This is a genomic window from Bacillus proteolyticus (assembly GCF_001884065.1).
GTDB classification, from domain to species: domain Bacteria; phylum Bacillota; class Bacilli; order Bacillales; family Bacillaceae_G; genus Bacillus_A; species Bacillus_A proteolyticus.
Genome location: NZ_MACH01000138.1, coordinates 67,037 through 87,066, shown reverse-complemented (window position 1 = coordinate 87,066; position 20,030 = coordinate 67,037). Strand labels below are relative to the sequence as shown.

Annotated in this window: 22 protein-coding genes; 21 read left to right on the top strand and 1 reads right to left on the bottom strand. The window is 36.8% G+C overall.

The features are described from left to right. Positions 1–58: 58 nt before the first annotated feature. The 11 genes from BAQ49_RS24760 (at position 59) to BAQ49_RS24710 (ending at position 9,438) form a co-directional block, all read left to right on the top strand. Positions 59–325 carry an IreB family regulatory phosphoprotein gene (locus tag BAQ49_RS24760; protein WP_000348591.1) on the top strand — a complete coding sequence of 89 codons (267 nt, stop codon included), beginning with the start codon at positions 59–61 and terminating at the stop codon, positions 323–325. Positions 326–328: 3 nt separating this feature from the next. Then, the gene (ruvX, locus tag BAQ49_RS24755; RefSeq protein ID WP_071747425.1) at positions 329–742 is read left to right on the top strand and encodes a Holliday junction resolvase RuvX; all 414 of its coding nucleotides are present in this window, start codon (positions 329–331) and stop codon (positions 740–742) included. 12 nt (positions 743–754) lie between these two features. After that, the gene (locus BAQ49_RS24750) at positions 755–1,033 is read left to right on the top strand and encodes a DUF1292 domain-containing protein (RefSeq protein ID WP_000392249.1); all 279 of its coding nucleotides are present in this window, start codon (positions 755–757) and stop codon (positions 1,031–1,033) included. Between the two features lie 218 nt (positions 1,034–1,251). After that, complete coding sequence (mltG, locus tag BAQ49_RS24745; RefSeq protein ID WP_071747424.1) at positions 1,252–2,322, top strand: endolytic transglycosylase MltG; 1,071 nt, start codon at positions 1,252–1,254, stop codon at positions 2,320–2,322. A 215-nt stretch (positions 2,323–2,537) separates the two neighbouring features. Next, positions 2,538–3,179 carry an O-methyltransferase gene (locus BAQ49_RS24740; RefSeq protein WP_071747423.1) on the top strand — a complete coding sequence of 214 codons (642 nt, stop codon included), beginning with the start codon at positions 2,538–2,540 and terminating at the stop codon, positions 3,177–3,179. A gap of 7 nt (positions 3,180–3,186) precedes the next feature. Beyond that, on the top strand, positions 3,187–4,116 hold the full coding sequence (locus BAQ49_RS24735; RefSeq protein WP_071747422.1) for a peptidase U32 family protein: 930 nt from the start codon (positions 3,187–3,189) through the stop codon (positions 4,114–4,116). Positions 4,117–4,134: 18 nt separating this feature from the next. Then, a complete protein-coding gene (locus BAQ49_RS24730; RefSeq protein WP_071747421.1) occupies positions 4,135–5,415 on the top strand; it encodes a peptidase U32 family protein in 1,281 nt (426 codons plus the stop codon). Positions 5,416–5,432: 17 nt separating this feature from the next. Beyond that, positions 5,433–6,071, top strand: coding sequence for a uridine kinase (gene udk, locus BAQ49_RS24725; RefSeq protein WP_071747420.1), 639 nt, complete (start codon positions 5,433–5,435; stop codon positions 6,069–6,071). 279 nt (positions 6,072–6,350) lie between these two features. After that, positions 6,351–6,827 carry a transcription elongation factor GreA gene (greA, locus tag BAQ49_RS24720; RefSeq protein WP_000179964.1) on the top strand — a complete coding sequence of 159 codons (477 nt, stop codon included), beginning with the start codon at positions 6,351–6,353 and terminating at the stop codon, positions 6,825–6,827. Positions 6,828–6,919: 92 nt separating this feature from the next. Further along, positions 6,920–8,674, top strand: coding sequence for a peptidoglycan D,D-transpeptidase FtsI family protein (locus BAQ49_RS24715; RefSeq protein WP_071747419.1), 1,755 nt, complete (start codon positions 6,920–6,922; stop codon positions 8,672–8,674). A gap of 116 nt (positions 8,675–8,790) precedes the next feature. Further along, positions 8,791–9,438 (top strand): YrrS family protein, encoded by a 648-nt coding sequence (locus BAQ49_RS24710; RefSeq protein ID WP_071747418.1) that lies wholly within the window; start codon positions 8,791–8,793, stop codon positions 9,436–9,438. Positions 9,439–9,472: 34 nt separating this feature from the next. On the opposite strand, the gene BAQ49_RS24705 is transcribed toward BAQ49_RS24710, so the two are convergent. Further along, a complete protein-coding gene (locus BAQ49_RS24705) occupies positions 9,473–9,688 on the bottom strand; it encodes a YrzA family protein (RefSeq protein WP_000010984.1) in 216 nt (71 codons plus the stop codon). Positions 9,689–9,824: 136 nt separating this feature from the next. On the opposite strand from BAQ49_RS24705, the gene BAQ49_RS24700 reads away from it, so the two are divergent. The 10 genes from BAQ49_RS24700 to BAQ49_RS24650 all read left to right on the top strand — a co-directional run bounded on the left by BAQ49_RS24700 (position 9,825) and on the right by BAQ49_RS24650 (position 19,839). Beyond that, positions 9,825–10,463, top strand: coding sequence for a class I SAM-dependent DNA methyltransferase (locus tag BAQ49_RS24700; RefSeq protein WP_071747417.1), 639 nt, complete (start codon positions 9,825–9,827; stop codon positions 10,461–10,463). 14 nt (positions 10,464–10,477) lie between these two features. Next, entirely contained in the window at positions 10,478–11,173 is a 696-nt protein-coding gene (mtnN, locus tag BAQ49_RS24695; RefSeq protein ID WP_001217032.1) for a 5'-methylthioadenosine/S-adenosylhomocysteine nucleosidase, read from the top strand. Positions 11,174–11,255: 82 nt separating this feature from the next. Continuing rightward, positions 11,256–12,179: an O-acetylserine dependent cystathionine beta-synthase gene (locus BAQ49_RS24690; RefSeq protein ID WP_071747416.1), complete on the top strand. Its 924-nt coding sequence runs from the start codon at positions 11,256–11,258 to the stop codon at positions 12,177–12,179. 3 nt (positions 12,180–12,182) lie between these two features. Then, the gene (locus BAQ49_RS24685) at positions 12,183–13,316 is read left to right on the top strand and encodes a bifunctional cystathionine gamma-lyase/homocysteine desulfhydrase (protein ID WP_001201926.1); all 1,134 of its coding nucleotides are present in this window, start codon (positions 12,183–12,185) and stop codon (positions 13,314–13,316) included. Positions 13,317–13,575: 259 nt separating this feature from the next. Further along, positions 13,576–16,179, top strand: coding sequence for a bifunctional acetaldehyde-CoA/alcohol dehydrogenase (gene adhE / locus BAQ49_RS24680; RefSeq protein WP_071747415.1), 2,604 nt, complete (start codon positions 13,576–13,578; stop codon positions 16,177–16,179). A 126-nt stretch (positions 16,180–16,305) separates the two neighbouring features. Then, a complete protein-coding gene (locus BAQ49_RS24675; protein WP_071747414.1) occupies positions 16,306–16,542 on the top strand; it encodes a YrhC family protein in 237 nt (78 codons plus the stop codon). A gap of 148 nt (positions 16,543–16,690) precedes the next feature. Further along, positions 16,691–17,638, top strand: coding sequence for a helical backbone metal receptor (locus BAQ49_RS24665; RefSeq protein ID WP_071747413.1), 948 nt, complete (start codon positions 16,691–16,693; stop codon positions 17,636–17,638). A 5-nt stretch (positions 17,639–17,643) separates the two neighbouring features. Then, positions 17,644–18,672: a FecCD family ABC transporter permease gene (locus BAQ49_RS24660; RefSeq protein ID WP_071747457.1), complete on the top strand. Its 1,029-nt coding sequence runs from the start codon at positions 17,644–17,646 to the stop codon at positions 18,670–18,672. Beyond that, positions 18,659–19,477, top strand: a complete 819-nt coding sequence (locus BAQ49_RS24655) for an ABC transporter ATP-binding protein (protein ID WP_071747412.1) — start codon at positions 18,659–18,661, stop codon at positions 19,475–19,477. Before BAQ49_RS24660 ends, BAQ49_RS24655 begins: the two co-directional genes overlap by 14 nt. After that, positions 19,444–19,839, top strand: a complete 396-nt coding sequence (locus BAQ49_RS24650; RefSeq protein WP_071747411.1) for an ankyrin repeat domain-containing protein — start codon at positions 19,444–19,446, stop codon at positions 19,837–19,839. The genes BAQ49_RS24655 and BAQ49_RS24650 overlap by 34 nt, the downstream gene beginning before the upstream one ends. Positions 19,840–20,030: the final 191 nt, after the last annotated feature.

Sequence of the window (20,030 nt, the reverse complement as noted above, 5' to 3'; positions counted from 1 at the left end):
GTAGGGAGAGGAGAAGTTCTTCTCCCTATACTTACTACTTACAAGTGAGGTGCTTGAAATGGACGGTTTTGATAAAACAATGAAGTTTAGCATTCAAGATGAAAAACAGAGTGTCCATGTAAATGATGTACTTTTAACTGTGTATGATGCACTTCAAGAAAAAGGCTATAATCCGATTAACCAAATCGTCGGTTATTTATTAAGTGGAGACCCAGCATACATACCTCGCCATAAAGATGCACGAAGCATCGTTCGCAAGCTTGAACGTGATGAGATAATTGAAGAGCTTGTGAAGTCTTACTTGAAACATCATCGTGAGGAGTAGTTTATGCGGATATTAGGTTTAGATGTAGGTACAAAAACAGTCGGAGTTGCAATGAGCGACGAAATGGGCTGGACAGCACAAGGGCTGGAAACAATCAGGATTAACGAAGAACGAGGCCACTTTGGTTTTGACCGTATTTCTGAGTTAGTAAAACAGTATGGTGTGGACAAAATAGTAGTAGGTTTACCTAAAAATATGAATGGTACAATTGGTCCGCGTGGTGAAGCGTGCCAGCAATTTGCAGAAAACCTACGAGAGCTGTTACAATTAGACGTTGTAATGTGGGACGAGCGTTTGTCGACGATGGCAGCGGAACGTCTGCTCATTTCAGCTGATGTAAGCCGTAAGAAGCGAAAGCAAGTAATCGATAAGATGGCTGCAGTCGTAATCTTACAAGGATTTTTAGATAGTAAATAAGAGGTGACCAAAATGGAAGAAAATCAAATTACAATTGTAGACGAAAAAGGTAACGAACATTTATGTGAGATTGTTTTCACTTTTGATGCTGAAAAATTTGGCAAAAAATCATACGTAGTCTTCTCTCCAATCGGTGAAGTAGACGAAGATGGAGACCAAATTTATGATGCAATGGCTTATGAGCAAAATGAAGAAGAGGGCGGAACTTTACTTCCAATCGAATCTGAAGAAGAGTGGGAAATGGTACAAGAAATGTTCAACACTCTTGCTGATGAGCAAGAAGCAGAATAATAAGTATTGAGAAGATGGACGATATATAGTCCATCTTTTTTTATATGTAAAATGAAAGATTTTTTGTCGAAACTGTGTAATCCTTTGTAGTATAATGAGACGGATTGTAGAAAAATAAAATATCTGTAAAAAAATGATAGGTAAGTTTATTGTGATTTTTCATTGTGTTGTATAGAAAGATGTACATATGGCCTACAATTGAATAAGGAGGAAGAGTTTTGATAGAGAATCAAGTGAAAAAGAAGCGTAGACGCATTTTTTTATTTTCGATTATTGCACTGCTTTTAGTTTGTGGTTCAGTCTATGCATATATTTCATCGGCTTTAGGACCGGTTGATAGCGAGAATAAAAAAGAAATTGAAGTAGAGATTCCAAAAGGATCATCTACAAGTAAAATTGGTGAAATTTTAGAAGAAAAAGGTGCTGTGAAAAGCGGTACAGTTTTTAGCTTTTATACGAAGGTTAAGTCAAAAAGCTTACAAGCAGGTACATATTTATTAAATCCTTCGATGAGTACAAATGACATCATTGAACAAATGTCATCTGGTAATGTACATCGTCCAGCGCTATATAAAGTGACGATTAAAGAAGGGGCGCAAGTAACTGAAATTGCAGAAGTGATTGCGGCAGAATTAAAGTGGAATAAAGATGATGTTGTACGTCAATTAAACGATAAAGCATTTGTTCAAAAAATGCAGCAAAAGTATCCGAAGTTATTGACTGATAAAATTTTTGATAGCAATATTAAATATCCATTAGAAGGCTATCTATATCCAGCGACGTATTCTTTCTATAAAAAAGATACGACGTTAGAAGAAATCGTAATTCCAATGCTTGAGAAAACGAATGCCATTATTGTTCAAAACGAGGCAAAAATGAAAGCGAAAAACTGGGATGTTCATCAGCTTTTAACATTGTCTTCACTTATTGAAGAAGAGGCAACGGGCTTTACAGATCGTCAAAAGATCGCTAGTGTTTTCTATAATCGTTTAGCAAAAGGTATGCCACTTCAAACAGATCCGACAGTGTTATACGCGCTTGGAAAGCATAAACAACGCGTATTATATGAGGATTTAAAAGTAAACTCACCGTACAATACGTATGTTGTGAAAGGATTGCCAGTTGGGCCGATCGCAAATTCTGGTAAACATTCAGTGGAAGCTGCGTTAGAACCTGCGCAAACAGATTATTATTATTTCTTAGCTGCACCAAGTGGTGAAGTGTACTATGCGAAAACATTAGAAGAGCATAATGCATTAAAGCAAAAATACATTACGAAAAAACAGTGAAATGGGGAGGGATAGCGAAAAAGGTCGCACATCCCTCTTTTTTGTGGTAAAATATATCGGGTTAAAAACTGGCAGAAGAATCGTTTTTAATATCAAAACGGGACGTACAAGCTAAGGGTGAAGCTGGCTTGTATTTTTATTGCATTCTATGTGTGAAAAGACAAAGATTGACGCGTCATAGAGGCACTTCTCCATGTAAATAAGGAGGACCAATTATGGAGGATGCAGTTAACGAGTACCTATTATCATTTATTGATCCAAAAGATAAATTAATTCTTGAAATGGAAGAGTATGCAACAGAAAACCATGTGCCGATTATGGATCGACTTGGAATGGAATTTATGCTGCAATTTTTACGTTTAATTGGACCGAAAAGCATTTTAGAACTTGGAACAGCAATCGGTTATTCTAGTATTCGTATGATGGAAGCTATTCCGAATTCGCGTATTGTGACAGTAGAGCGCAATCGTGAACGATATGAAAAGGCACTTGAATATATAGAACGTTCCCCAGTAACAAATCGCGTTTCTGTTATTTATGGTGATGCTTTAGAAACGGGTGAACAAGTGAAAGAACATGGAACATTTGACGTTATTTTTATTGATGCAGCAAAAGGACAGTATCGTCGCTTTTTTGACTTATATGAACCGTTATTAAATCCTGGTGGCGTAATTATTTCAGATAATGTTATGTACCATGGTCTTGTAACGACAAAAGAGAAAATTGAAAACAGACGTACGCGTGGTTTAATCCGTCGTATTAAGACGTACAATGAGTGGCTTATGAACCATGAAGGATATGATACAACGATTTTCCCGATTGGTGATGGAGTAGCTGTTAGTAAAAAGAGAGGGTGACCAAGGTATGAAGAAACCTGAATTGTTAGTAACGCCAAGAGCGGTGGCGGATATCGAACCTCTTGCGAAAGCAGGAGCAGATGCGGTAATGATCGGTGAGCAAAAGTTTGGTTTACGTTTAGCAGGGGAGTTTTCACGTGAAGATGTAAAACAAGCTGCGAAGATTGCACATGAAAATGGTGTGAAAGTATACGTAGCCATGAATGCTATGTTCCACAACGATAAAGTAGAAGAATTAACAGAATACGTTTCATTTTTAAACGAAGTGAATGTAGATGCAATTGTTTTTGGAGATCCAGCGGTATTAATGGCTGTTCGTGAAGTAGCGCCAAATATGCAGTTGCACTGGAATACAGAAACGACAGCAACAAACTGGTTCACTTGTAATTACTGGGGACAAAGAGGGGCGAAGCGTGCTGTATTAGCTCGTGAGCTTAGCTTAGATGAAATTGTTGATTTAAAAGAAAATGCTGAAGTGGAACTAGAAGTACAAATTCACGGTATGACTTGTATGTTCCAATCGAAGCGTTCATTAGTAGGAAACTACTTTGAGTATCAAGGACGTAATCTTGACATTGAAAAGAAAAAATATGAAGAGAATATGTTCTTATATGACCCAGAGCGTAACAATAAATATCCAATTTATGAAGATGAAAATGGTACTCACATTATGAGTCCGAACGATATTTGTTTCATCGATGAATTAGAGGAACTAATCGAAGCTGAAGTTGACAGCTTAAAAATCGACGGTGTACTAAAAAGCTCTGAATACATTATTGAAGTAACGAAGAAATATCGTAAAGCAATTGATTTATGTGTAGAAGATCGTGATGCGTATTATGATGTGAAAGATGATTTATATAAAGAGATAGAAGAAATGCAACCAGTAAATCGTCCGTTAGATACAGGATTCTTCTTTAAAGAGACGGTTTACTAAACGAGGAGGGTGTAGGAAATGACTGTACAAGAAATTTCACGAGTGATCGATGGCAAACGCGTTATTGTGAAGAAACCTGAACTGTTAATCCCTGCGGGTAACTTAGAAAAATTAAAAGTAGCTATCCATTATGGGGCAGATGCTGTATATTTAGGTGGACAAGAATTTGGTCTTCGTTCGAATGCAGGTAACTTTACGCTGGAAGACATGGCAGAAGGCGTTGAATTTGCAAAGAAATATGGAGCGAAAATATATGTAACAACAAATATTTTTGCACATAATGAAAATATGGACGGGCTAGAGGAATATTTAAGAGGGATTGAAAAAGCTGGCGTAACGGGAATTATCGTTGCTGATCCGCTTATTATTGAGACATGTAAACGTGTAGCACCTTCTGTTGAGGTGCATTTAAGTACACAACAATCGCTATCCAACTGGAAAGCAGCACAGTATTGGAAAGAAGAAGGTTTACATCGTCTTGTATTAGCTCGTGAGGCAAGCTATGAAGAGATGAAAGAAATTAAAGACAAAGTGGATATTGAAATTGAAGCATTCGTCCATGGTGCAATGTGTATCGCATATTCAGGAAGATGTACATTAAGTAACCATATGACAGCGCGTGACTCTAATCGTGGTGGTTGTTGTCAATCTTGTCGCTGGGACTATGATTTAGTTCAAACGGTATCACAACATAAAGATGCAAAAGAGCTTCCTTTATTCCAAGAAGAAGATGCTCACTTTGCGATGAGTCCAAAAGATTTAAATTTAATTTTATCAATTCCGAAAATGATTGAAATTGGAATTGATAGCTTAAAAGTTGAAGGACGTATGAAATCTATCCATTACGTAGCGACTGTAGCAACTGTATATCGTAAAGTAATTGATGCGTATTGTGCGGATCCGGATAACTTTGAGTTTAAACAAGAGTGGTTAGATGAGCTTGATAAATGTGCAAATCGTGACACAGCTCCTGCATTCTTTGAAGGGGTTCCAGGACATCAAGAGCAAATGTTTGGAAATCATAGTAAGAAAACAACGTATGATTTTGCTGGTTTAGTGTTAGATTATAATGAAGAAACGGGCATCGTAACGCTTGAGCAACGTAATCACTTCAAACCAGGACATGAAGTGGAGTTCTTTGGACCAGAAATAGAAAACTTTACGCAGACGGTGGAGAAAATTTGGGATGAGGATGGAAACGAATTAGATGCAGCGAGACATCCGTTGCAAATCGTGAAATTCAAAGTGGATCAACCAGTGTATGTGAATAATATGATGCGCAAAAACATACTTCAATAAGAAAGAGTGGTAGTCGAATGGGGACGAATAAGCCTGTTGTAATTGGAATCGCTGGTGGTTCAGGATCAGGAAAAACAAGTGTAACGAAAGCGATTTTTGACCATTTTAAAGGTCATTCCATTTTAATCTTGGAGCAAGATTATTATTACAAAGATCAAAGCCATTTACCAATGGAAGAGCGTTTAAAAACAAATTATGATCATCCGCTTGCGTTTGATAATGATCTGTTAATTGAACATTTGAAGCAGTTGCTTGCATATGAGCAAATTGATAAGCCTGTATATGACTATACATTGCATACGCGTTCAGAAGAAATTATTCCAGTTGAGCCGAAAGATGTAATCATTTTAGAAGGAATTCTTATTTTAGAAGACCCACGTCTTTGTGAGTTAATGGACATTAAGCTATTCGTTGATACAGATGCGGATCTTCGTATCCTGCGCCGCATGCAGCGTGATATTAAAGAGCGCGGTCGTACGATGGATTCAGTTATTGATCAATATGTAACTGTTGTACGTCCAATGCACAATCAATTTATTGAGCCTTCTAAGAAATTTGCGGATATTATTATCCCTGAAGGTGGACAAAACCATGTTGCAATTGATATTATGGTGACAAAAATTGCAACAATTCTTGAACAAAAAGTAAATTTGTAATAGCATAGTAAAAGATATACGATAGGAAGGGATTTTTTCCCTTCCTATCGAATACAATGAAACATGCAACCTCATCTATATATAGGTGAGGGCATATTTATATCAACTTTCCATACATATCTTCTTTATATAAAGAAGAATTGGGAATACGGGGTTGTATGTGACAACTCCGCTAGTACAGGCGTGCTAGAAACCTCCGCTATACATATAAGTGGGGGAGTTTTCATATGGAACTCCTCTTTTTTTTCGGGGGATTGGTATATAAAAGGAGTGGAAAATATGGCAACAGAAAAAACATACCCAATGACGCAAGAGGGTAAGCAAAAATTAGAGAACGAACTTGAGGATTTAAAAACGGTAAAACGTAAAGAGGTTGTAGAGCGCATTAAGATTGCACGTAGCTTCGGAGATCTTTCTGAGAACTCTGAGTACGATGCAGCGAAAGATGAGCAAGCGTTCGTAGAAGGACGTATTACACAATTAGAAAACATGATTCGTAACGCAGTTATCATCACAGATAACGGTGAAGAATCTACAGTTGTTACATTAGGTAAAACAGTAACATTTAAAGAGTTACCAGGTGGAGATGAAGAATCTTACACAATCGTAGGTAGCGCAGAAGCAGATCCATTTGAAGGAAGAATTTCTAATGATTCTCCAATTGCAAAAAGCTTATTAGGTAAGCAAATTGGTGAGAAGGTAGCAATTCAAACACCGGGCGGAGAAATGCAAGTAGAGATTATCTCTGTAAAATAACGTAAAAATCACTCGTGTAAAAACGGGTGATTTTTTTATTTGTATAAAAGATGAAACACCTCGTCTAAACTACATGAGACGAGGTGTTTTTTATGAAAATAAAACGGAGAATTACAGTTGTTTTAATTTGTTTTATGAGTGTAATGTTTTTACTACTTTGTCGCTTAATCCAAATACAGATTTTAGATACGGAATCATTTACTGACCAAAATATCAATTTAATTGAAAAAAGTGTTACGCAACGAACGCAATCACTTACAGTAGATAATGGAAGAGGGCACTTTACAGATCGAAATGGTAAGGAAATCGGTGAAGAGAAATATCCAGTTCTAATTATTTTTCCATTTTTACAAATAAAAAATGACATGTTAGAGAAAATTTCGCATATCATTGGTTTGTCGAGACAAGAGATAAGACTGCAAATGAAAAGTAAGAATAAAGCATTTATATTACAAAGGGGGAATATCCCATTTCAATTAACGGTTGAGCAGATGGAGAAGGTAAATCAGTTAGATACTTTAGGTATTTTAGCAGTAGAAGTTCGATTGAAGCAAACGGGAGAGGCAAATCATTTAATTGGTGATGTGGGAGAGAATGAACAGGAATTTCAAAAACGCTATGGAGAAATGAAAAAACTTTCGGAACAAACGCCAATTGGTATTTCCGGATTGCAACAATCATTTGATGAATTTTTACTTACTGATGGAGAGGCAAAAGTACTATATCAAGTGGATCGGCAAGGAGAGCCGATTTTCGGGAAACAGGCAAAATACACTTCACCAGGAAATCCATTTTATCCAGTTACTATTCAAACAACGCTACATAAAACGTTGCAACGGCAAGCTGAAAAGATTATAAATGAAAACGGAATAAAAAAAGGTGGGTTAGTATTACTAGACATAAAAAATAGTGAAGTTTTAGCAATGGTAAGTAAGCCATCTTTACAGATGAATGATAGGAGCGCATACAAAGCAACACTTGAAAATCAAATGTTAACTCCTCATTTTCCTGGATCTGTTTTTAAAACAGTAGTTGCAGCGGCGGTAATTGATCAAAATTTGGTGCGATTTAACCGTGTATTTAACTGTAATACGGATTTATACGGTGAAAATCTTCCACAAGTTATGATGGGGTCATTAAACTTTAAGGAAAGCTTTGCTAGAAGCTGTAATCGGACGTTTGCCCTATTAGGTAATGAACTAATACAAAAGGATAGAGAAGTGTTAGAGACGTATATAGAGGCCCTAGGGGCAAGTAAGACGGTTGGTTGGAAAGGTTCAGTATTTCATACACCAGAATTTGAACAATTGCCAGAAGAAAAGAATGCTGTTATTTGGAGAAGTGAAGAAAATAAAGTTAGTAGAAAAGCCATTGCTCAAACGATGATTGGACAAAAAGATGTACGCGTGTCGCCTCTAGCTATAGCGAATATGATGGCGACAATTGCTAGAGATGGAGAGAAGTTGGAAGTGAAAGCTGTAAAAAAAATAGTATATAAAAATGGAACTGACTTTTTTACATTTGAAAATCATAAATTAACTGGGAAACAGCTTTCTTATGAAACGGTGAAAAAACTACAAGAGTTATTAAGAGGTGTTGTAACGACGGAGAAAGGAACGGGAACAGTGTTCCGTTCGTTACCACTAAACGTTGCCGGAAAATCTGGAACGGCACAAACAGGAAAAGGAGAAAAGGTGAATCGCTGGTTTGCAGGTTATTTTCCATATGAAAACCCAAGGTATGCTTTAGTTGTAGTTGATATAGAAACAGATAGTAACAAAAATGTAGTTACACCCGTTTTTACAGAAATGGTAGAAGTAATTCATAGATTAGAAAATGAAAAGTAATCTTGCAATTATTTATGAAATGTTTTCATTTCGTGAAAATATTATTGTAAATGTTCAACCTTTATAGATTTAATGTTACAATAGCAAGTATGAAAAACTGCATGGAGGTTTGAAGAATGGCAGGAGGATCTAGATTTCAACAGAAACAACAAAAACGTCGTCAAAACGGTGTTTTAAATATTGCAATTGCTATTGTATTAATAGCAGTAGCTATTGTAGCATATCAATTGTTTGTTCCTGACACAAAAGAGCAAGCGGCTTCTAGTGATAAAAAAGTAGCTCAGCAAACAACAAAAGAGAATAAAGCTGAGAAAGCTAAAGGCAAAGAAGAGACGAAGAAGAACGAGCAAGAGAAGGCAGAGGCTAAGAAGAAGGAAGAAGAGAAGCAAAAGGCTGAAGAAGAACAGAAAAAAGCTGAAGAAGAAGCGAAAGCTAACGAGAAAGTACCAGCTGAAAAAACACAGCCAAAGGCAACTGACGCTTATACGAAATCTTCTTGGAAGCCAGTAGGTACAGAGCAAGGTGCAACACCTGCGATGACGTTTAAAAAAGGTACAGCAGATTGGAATGAGATGAATCAAGCAATTTCAGCTGCAATTGACGTTCCAGTAGAGCAATTAGTTATTCATAGAATCGGAAATAACGGTAAGAATAAAGCTTACGGTAACGTACAAGATAAACAATCAGGTAAAAAGTATTATGTGAATATTGATTGGGTAGACAATGAAGGCTGGAAACCAGTACTTGTTCAAACTCTAAACTAAAAAAGAGAAGCTCTTATGAGCTTCTCTTTTTTAGTTAGCGTAATTTTTTTAATTTAAAATGAACAACCGCGCTATAATATGGTCTTTTGCTTTCCGGATCCATAACCATTTGATGCGAGATGTGATGAACTTCAAGCATAAGTGCTTTATTATTATCGATTTGTTCACTAATTTTTCGTTCTAAAGAAGCTAAGTCTCCCGCTTCAAAAAACTCTACTTTATCTTCTAACATTTCAAAGGTAAATGACACGAAGACGACCCCTCTCCTATGTAATCACCTATAGTGTAACAAAGAAAAGAAGGAAATACCATGTGCATTTCAATTGACATTTTTGGAAAGAGGGCATATTATACTGATAAAACCGATAAGAAAAAGGGGAATTTTTATGGGAACAGAATTTAATGGTTTATTTGATGAATGGGCTCATACGTACGACTCATTTGTACAAGGCGAAGATATACAATATAAAGAAGTTTTCGCCCATTATGAGGACATTTTAGAGGATGTAGTTAACAAGTCATTTGGCAACGTATTAGAATTTGGTGTTGGTACTGGCAATTTAACAAATAAATTATTACTTGCTGGTCGCACAGTTTACGGTATAGAACCGTCACGCGAAATGCGTACTATTGCAAAAGAGAAATTACCAAAAGAATTTTCAATTACAGAGGGTGATTTTCTTTCATTTGAAGTCCCAAATTCAATCGATACTATTGTGAGCACTTACGCATTTCATCATTTAATAGATGAAGAAAAAGACGTAGCAATTGCGAAGTATAGTCAATTGCTAAACAAAGGTGGTAAAATAGTGTTTGCTGATACGATATTTGCAGATCAAGATGCATATGATAAAACTGTCGAAGTAGCAAAAGAAAGAGGTTTTCATCAGCTAGCAAACGATTTGCAAACAGAATACTATACACGTATTCCTATCATGCAATCTATTTTTGAAAACAATGGCTTCCATGTAACGTTCACGAGATTAAATCATTTCGTTTGGGTAATGGAGGCAACTAAGCGATAGAAAGAGGGATTAGATTGAGAATTGCTGTAATTGGAGCAATGGAAGAAGAAGTACGTATTTTACGTGACAAACTAGAACAAGCAGAAACAGAAACTGTTGCAGGTTGTGAATTTACGAAAGGGCTATTAGCAGGACATGAAGTAATCTTGTTAAAGTCTGGTATTGGTAAAGTAAACGCAGCGATGTCAACGACGATTTTATTAGAAAGATATAAGCCTGAAAAAGTAATTAATACTGGTTCAGCTGGTGGATTCCATCACTCTTTAAATGTTGGAGATGTGGTTATTTCAACAGAAGTTCGTCACCATGACGTAGATGTAACAGCATTTAACTATGAATATGGTCAAGTGCCAGGAATGCCGCCTGGATTTAAAGCTGATGACGCATTAGTTGCATTAGCTGAGAAATGTATGCAGGCAGAAGAAAATATTCAAGTTGTAAAAGGTATGATTGCAACAGGCGATTCATTTATGAGTGATCCGAACCGCGTTGCGGCAATTCGTGATAAATTTGAAGATCTTTATGCAGTAGAAATGGAAGCAGCAGCTGTTGCACAAGTATGCCACCAATATGAAGTTCCGTTTGTTATTATTCGTGCACTTTCTGATATTGCTGGTAAAGAATCAAATGTTTCATTTGATCAATTTTTAGATCAAGCAGCTCTTCATTCTACAAACTTTATCGTAAAAGTACTAGAAGAGTTAAAGTAATGTAACAAAAAGGCAACTGTCTCATATAAAGAAAATACATACAGTTGCCTTTTCTTTATTGGCAAATAAGGGGGAGAACACGATGAATGTATATCGTGGCGTTCATGAATTGATTGGTCATACACCAATTGTAGAAATTACTCGTTTTTCACTTCCAGAAGGAGTCCGTTTATTTGCAAAGCTTGAATTTTACAACCCAGGCGGAAGCGTTAAGGATCGTTTAGGAAGAGAATTAATCGAAGATGCGTTAGAAAAAGGGCTTGTTACCCAGGGCGGAACAATTATTGAACCGACGGCTGGAAATACTGGCATTGGACTGGCACTTGCAGCGTTAGAACATGATTTACGCGTTATTGTTTGTGTACCAGAGAAATTTAGTATTGAGAAACAAGAATTAATGAAAGCGCTAGGTGCAACGGTCGTGCATACACCGACTGAGCAAGGAATGACCGGCGCAATTGCAAAAGCAAAAGAGTTAGTAAATGAAATACCGAATTCATACTCTCCAAGTCAGTTTGCGAATGAAGCAAATCCGCGTGCTTATTTCAAAACATTAGGTCCTGAACTTTGGGATGCATTGAATGGAGAGATTAACATATTTGTTGCAGGGGCAGGGACTGGCGGTACGTTTATGGGAACTGCATCTTATTTGAAAGAGAAAAATATTGATATTAAAGCGGTTATTGTAGAACCAGAAGGCTCTATTTTAAATGGCGGTAAAGCTGGTTCACATGAAACAGAAGGTATTGGTCTTGAATTCATTCCACCATTTTTAAAAACATCTTATTTTGATGAAATTCATACGATTTCTGATCGACATGCATTTTTACGAGTGAAAGAATTAGCGCAAAAAGAAGGACTTCTCGTTGGAAGCTCTTCAGGAGCAGCATTTCATGCGAGCTTACTTGAGGCAGAGAAAGCAACACCAGGTACAAATATTGTAACGATTTTTCCTGATAGTAGTGAGCGCTATTTAAGCAAAGACATATACAAAGGATGGGAATAAAAAATGAGAGCAAAGACAAAGTTAATTCATGGTATTCGCATAGGAGAACCTTCAACTGGATCTGTAAACGTACCGATCTATCAAACAAGTACGTACAAACAAGAAGCAGTTGGTAAGCATCAAGGATATGAATATTCACGTACAGGCAACCCGACACGTGCAGCTTTAGAAGAAATGATTGCTGTATTAGAAAATGGTCATGCTGGATTTGCATTTGGCTCAGGAATGGCTGCTATTACAGCGACAATTATGTTGTTCTCAAAAGGTGATCATGTCATTTTAACAGATGATGTTTATGGCGGAACGTACCGTGTTATTACGAAAGTATTAAACCGCTTCGGTATTGAGCATACATTTGTAGATACAACAAACCTAGAGGAAGTTGTAGAAGCAATTCGCCCAAATACGAAAGCAATTTATGTAGAAACACCAACAAATCCATTACTAAAAATTACTGATATTAAGAAAATATCTACTCTTGCTAAAGAAAACGATTTATTAACAATTATTGATAACACATTCATGACGCCATATTGGCAGTCGCCAATCTCTTTAGGAGCAGACATTGTACTTCATAGTGCAACGAAATATTTAGGAGGTCATAGTGACGTAGTTGCAGGCCTAGTCGTTGTAAATAGCCCACAACTAGCAGAAGACCTTCATTTCGTGCAAAACTCAACAGGAGGTATTCTTGGACCACAAGATAGCTTCCTACTACTTCGCGGTCTAAAAACGTTAGGAATTCGTATGGAAGAGCATGAAATAAATTCACGCGCAATTGCTGAGTTTTTAAATAACCATCCAAAAGTAAATAAAGTATATTATCCAGGTCTTGAATCACATCAAAATCACGAATTAGCAACAGAACAGGCGAATGGATTTGGTGCAATCATCTCATTTGATGTAGATAGTGAGGAAACGTTAAATAGAGTACTTGAGAAGTTACAGTACTTCACACTTGCTGAAAGTTTAGGAGCAGTAGAAAGTTTAATTTCTATCCCGTCTCAAATGACACATGCATCAATCCCAGCAGATCGCCGTAAAGAATTAGGAATTACAGATACATTAATTCGAATCTCTGTTGGTATTGAAGATGGAGAAGATTTAATTGAAGATTTGGCACAAGCGTTAGCATAGTAAAAATGCACTGCTAATATAGAGCAGTGCATTTTATTATATTAATTTGTGAAATATTTCACAAATTAGACATACACAAATGAAATGATTTCATGTATATTGAATTCATGAAATGTTATTCACGAACAAACTTGTGAAATGTTTCACAAACAATGGGATTCATGTAGGACGGTAACTCTATTTTTTTTCGCTAATCGGGACTTATTATGACCTATAGGGACTTATAAAGACCGTGATAACAGAATAGGAGGAAATTTACATGGTAGTCAAAGAGAAAGTTGTAAATGAAATGCAAGAGGTAAAAGAGATGATTGATACGTTAGTGAAGAGCGGTCAACAAGCTTTACAAGCATTAGAAAGTTTTACACAAGAGCAAATTGACAACATTGTTCATAAAATGGCGCTTGCGGGTGTCGATCAACATATGCCGCTTGCGAAGTTGGCTGTTGAAGAAACGGGCCGTGGTGTATATGAAGATAAATGCATTAAAAATATTTTTGCCACTGAATATATTTGGCATAGTATAAAGAAAGATAAAACGGTAGGAATTATTCATGAAGATCCTCATGAAGAAGTAATAGAAATTGCAGAACCTGTCGGTGTAGTAGCTGGGGTAACGCCAGTAACTAACCCAACGTCGACAACAATGTTTAAAGCGTTAATCGCGATAAAAACGAGAAATCCAATTATTTTCGCATTTCATCCTTCTGCACAAAACTGTTCCATTGCAGCGGCGAAAACAGTATATGATGCAGCAGTGAAGGCCGGTGCACCAAAGCACTGTATTCAATGGATTGAAAGACCTTCTGTGGAGGCAACGAAACAATTAATGAACCATGAAGGTGTTGCACTCGTTCTAGCGACTGGAGGAGCTGGTATGGTGAAATCAGCTTATTCTACTGGCAAACCCGCGCTAGGTGTAGGCCCTGGTAATGTACCATGTTATATAGAGAAGTCGGCACATGTAAAACGCGCTGTTAATGATTTAATTTTATCGAAAACATTTGATAACGGTATGATTTGTGCATCGGAACAAGCTATCATTGTAGACAAGGAAATCTATGATGATGTTAAAACAGAAATGATTGCAAATAATTGTTACTTTGTAACAGAAGAAGAGAGAAAAAAATTAGAAAAGCTTGTTATTAATGAAAATACATGTGCAGTAAATAGTGATATTGTTGGGAAATCTACGCAGTATATTGCTGAATTAGTAGGAATTACTGTACCTGAACATACAAAAATGCTTGTAGCTGAAATTAAAGGTATCGGGGCATCATATCCACTATCTCGTGAGAAGCTAAGCCCAGTGTTAGCTTGTGTAAAGGCAAATTCATTAGAAGAAGGATTTACATATTGCGAAGAAATGTTAGACCTTGGTGGCCTAGGGCATTCAGCGGTTATCCATTCTACAAATAAAGAAGTACAAAAACAATTTGGGTTACGTATGAAAGCCTGCCGTCTCATTGTAAATGCACCTTCATCACAAGGTGGAATTGGTGATATATATAATGGATTTATTCCATCACTTACGCTTGGTTGTGGCTCCTACGGGAAAAACTCAGTTTCTCAAAATGTAACAGCTACTCATTTATTAAATATAAAAAGGTTGGCAAATAGAAAAAAGAATATGCAGTGGTTCAAATTACCACCCAAAATTTATTTTGAAAAACATGCGACAGCATATTTAGCAAACATGCCTAACATTTCCCGCGCATTTATTGTGACGGATCCAGGGATGGTTGAGCACGGTTATGTAGATACAGTTACGCACTATTTACGTAAGCATGCAAATGATGTGAAAGTTGAAGTTTTCTTTGAAGTTGAGCCAGATCCATCAGATGAAACTGTATTTAAAGGTGCGGACATGATGAAAAGCTTTAAGCCTGATGTAATTATCGCACTTGGTGGCGGTTCAGCTATGGATGCGGCAAAAGGGATGTGGCTCTTCTATGAGCACCCAGAAACAACATTCTATGGCATTAAACAGAAATTTTTAGATATAAGAAAACGTACATGTAAATATCCGGAATTAGGAAATAAAGCGCAGTTTGTTGCCATTCCAACAACATCAGGAACAGGGTCAGAAGTGACACCATTTGCAGTTATTACAGATAAGAAAAATAATATAAAGTATCCACTCGCGGATTATGAATTAACGCCAGATGTAGCAATTGTTGATCCGCAATTTGTAATGACAGTACCACCACATGTAACAGCAGACACTGGTATGGACGTATTAACGCATGCAATCGAGGCGTATGTGTCTGTTTTGGCAAATGACTATACAGATGGATTAGCATTAAAAGCAATTGATCTCGTATTTAAATATTTACCGAGAGCATATAAAGATGGAAATGATGAAGAAGCACGAGAAAAAATGCATAATGCTTCCGCAATCGCAGGGATGGCATTTGCAAATGCTTTCCTAGGTATTAATCACAGTTTAGCGCATAAAATTGGACCAGAATTCCATATTCCGCACGGGCGTGCGAATGCAATTCTTATGCCGCATGTAGTCCGCTATAATGCTATTAAGCCAAGAAAACACGCATTGTTCCCAAAATATGAGCACTTTGTGGCTGATGAACGCTATGCACATATTGCGAGAATGCTCGGGATTCCAGCAAGTTCAGCGGCGGAAGGTGTGGAATCACTCGTCCAAGCAATTATTGAGCTTGGAAAAAGTTTAAATATAAATATGAGTATTGCAGGACAAGGAGTTGCTAAAGACCAATTTGAAGGGGTTGTTGGATTATTAGCAGAAAGAGCTTTTGAAGATCAATGTACAACAGCTAATCCAAAATTACCGCTCATTTCAGAGCTGAAAGAAATCTATATGGAAGCATATAAAGGCGTATAATAGATAAAAAAGAGCCGCGAGTAAGCGGCTCTTTTTTACTTTGGAAAACATCTCCCAGATTGGTTCTATTTACTTGTCTTTAAGCTTGATAGAATGTGATAAAGTGAGGATGGGAGTGATAAGCAGATGAAAGAATTACAAGAAAAAATAGCAGATTATACCCGGTTTGCACAAGTACTTTTAGCTATAAGTACATTTTTAATGATCGGTTTATTAATTCCAAGTGGAATAAAAAGTATGGTACAGTCTTTTGCTATGATGGGAAGTATTATTGTATTTTTAGTTCTTGCTTTTTTCTTCTTTAAGCGTGTTAGAACGATGCGTGACCAATTAGAGGAGAGCGAATATGAAGAAAATTGTTAAATAGGGCGCTACGAAAAGAAGAAATCTTTTTGTAGCGTTTTTTTGTTTTTTGTAGAAAATGTATGCGTTTCATGTTGACAATGATAATCCTTATCAATTAAAGTAGAATAGTAGTCAATGATTATCATTATCAATTAGAGGTGGAAGAATGAAAAAATCTATTACGCTGTTCACAGCAATCTTATCTATTTTTTTCTTGTTAATAGGTTGCAGTGCAAGGGAAAACGAAAAAGCATCTGCAACAAAAACAGAAAAAGGAACAGACAAAATCGAAATTACCGATCTCTCAAACAGAAAGGTAACATTCAATAAAGTTCCTGAAAGTTTTGCTACGTTGAGTATGGGAGACATGGATATTATTCATGCTTTAGGTGGAAAAATAGTAGGTCGTCCTGATACAAAATTAACTCTCCCAGAGGAATTAAAGAAAGCGCAAGTAATCGGGAATGCACATCAACCGAATTTTGAGCAAATTGCTAGTTTAAAACCGGATGTACTTGTTGCTAACAATGGATTCCAAAAGAACATTCCAACGGTTGAAGGACAAGGAACAAAAGTAATCATTTCTTCAGCCAATTCTGTAAAAGATATTCAAAAGAGTATTGAAATGTATGGAACAGTGATGAAGAAAGAAGATAAAGCAAAAGAATTTAATCAAAAAATTAATGATCAAATGAAGAAATATGAGAAAAAGAGTGACGTTAAAGCATTACTAGTGTATGGAGCACCAGGCACTTATTTAGCAGCGTTACCAACATCTCTGTCAGGTGATATTTTAGAAAAAACGGGCGGTAAAAATATTGCAGCTGGTTTTCCAGAAATGAAAGAATATCCGCAATATGCACAGCTAAGTGTAGAACGCATTATTGAGGCGAACCCAGATGTAATTTATTTAATTACACATGGAGATCCAAATAGTGTGAAAAAAGCATTTGAAGGCGAAATGATGAAAAATGAAGCGTGGAAAAATTTAGATGCAGTCAAACAAAATCGTGTTGTTATTTTGCCACCAAATTTATTTGGATCAAATCCTGGAACAAAAGTAACAGAAGCAATGGACTTTATGTATAAAAGTATACAAGATGTAAGGAAATGATGAGTATGGAGAGTAGTGAAGCAGTAAGAGAAAAGGAACATCCCTTTGCGAAAAAAAGATGGGTAACAGCAGTTATTTTAGTTGTATTAACGATTCTAGGTCTTTTTTATGGTCTTTTCGCAGGAAGTTTATCCTTTTCTTTAGGAGACATTCTAACAGGGATACAAGATGAAGATTCGACAGTTCATCGAATTGTATGGGATCTTCGTATACCGAGAGTGCTTGTGGGGTTTATAGTAGGAACGTGTTTAGCTACATCTGGAGCATTACTGCAAGGGGTTATGAGAAACCCTCTTGCAGACCCTGGTATTATCGGGGTTTCATCCGGAGCAGGTCTTGTAGCAATTGTAATTATGATTCTATTCCCTCAGCATATGGCTTTTTTACCGCTAGGAGCATTTTTAGGTGCTTTCATAACAGCGATGGTTATTTACGCTTTATCATGGCAAAAAGGGGCACCGCCTTCAAGAATCGTCTTAGTAGGTGTATCAATCAATGCATTAATTGGTGCAGCAACGTCAGCATTAATGTTACTACATAGTGATAAAGTACAATCTGTATTACCGTGGTTAGCTGGTGGTATTGGTGGTGTAAGTTGGGCGCATTTAAACATGATTATTTATTATGCAATATTCGCTATTATATTGGCTTTCTTTGGCATTAAGCATATTCGAGTATTAATGCTAGGAGATGAAATGGCGAAATTATTAGGGCATAACGTGGAGAGAAGTCGGTTTTATTTAATAGTAGTAAGTACATTATTAGCTGGAATTGCGGTTAGTGTTTCTGGACTTATTGGATTTGTCGGTCTTGTTGTACCACATATGTTACGTTTATTAGTTGGAAATGACTATAAATATTTACTGCCATTATCCTGCCTTGGCGGAGGGATATTACTTGTTTTCGCGGATGCGATAGCTCGAAGTTGGTTCGATCCAATCGAATTGCCTGTTGGTATTTTATTGTCCTTCTTGGGCGGTCCGTTCTTCTTATATTTAATTCATAGAGGAGGAAAACAACGTGATTTCCGTTAACAAAGTGTTTTACGCACATTCTGAAAGATTTCAAATGCAAAATATGAATGTACATATTAAAGCTGGAGAAATCGTTAGTTTAATCGGTCCGAATGGGTCGGGGAAGTCTACTTTGCTTCGTTTAATAGCAAGGCTACTTAAACAAAGCGAAGGAGATATCATTTTAGATGGGGAAAATATTCATACGATGAAGAGTGTGGATGTAGCGAAGCAATTAGCGATGTTACCACAAATGCATGATCATCAATTAGATTTAACAGTGAAAGAGTTAATACAGTTCGGAAGAGGTCCTCATAAATCATGGAGTAGTCGCTTGAATAAAGAAGATGAAGAAATTGTTGATTGGGCATTGTCTGTTACAAATCTTGAAGGGTATGAATATCGTCTTTTACAGTCTTTGTCAGGAGGAGAAAGACAACGTGCTTGGATTGCGATGACGCTAGCACAACGTACAAATGTCTTATTATTAGATGAACCAACAACCTTTTTGGATATCGTTCACCAGTTGGAAGTAATGGAACTTGTGAAACGATTAAAAGAGGAGTTTGGTATGACAATTATAATGGTTTTACATGACATTAACCAAGCGGCTCAATATAGTGATCGTTTACTCGTATTAAAGCAAGGCAAGATTCAGTATGACGGTGTACCAGAAGAAGTATTATGTCAACAAATGTTTCAACATGTATTTGGCATAGAAGTAGATATTTTTCAAGGAAGCGACAAGCCATTTTTTACACCGAAACGAATTTCTAAAAAAGGAGCAGAGCGATGCAAACAGAAGAATGTATTACCACTGAATTAGTAAGAGAATTTGTTATGGCAGCTCATGGAGATCTAGAAAGGGTACAGGAGCTTTTGTTCGAATCACCAAGCTTACTTCATGCTTCTTATAATTGGGGCGGTTCAGATTGGGAAAGTGCTTTAGGAGCAGCAGCACATGTGGGGCGTAAAGATATTGCTCTTTATTTACTAGAAAAGGGTGCTCGGATGGATGTTTTTGCAGCAGCTATGCTTGGAGAGTTAGAAGTTGTACAAGCTATTTTAGTAGCACAACCAGAAGCATTACGTGCATCTGGCCCACATAGTATTTCCCTTCTTCAACATGCTCGAATGGGTGGAGAAAAAGCAGAGCGTGTATTTAAGTACTTAACGGTGCTCTCTTAATCACCGTAAAAGTTCTTATGTGCGGTAAACTTTTCATTTTAATATAATTGGAAAGTTTACCGCCCGTTAGAACGGGATAAGTATCTAGTATATTTGAAAATCCTACACCCCCCCTCAATTGTAGTTTTCTTTTTGCTAGTTATGATATGGATGCAGTAGACACTCTTTTGTCTACTGCTTTTTTTTGATAT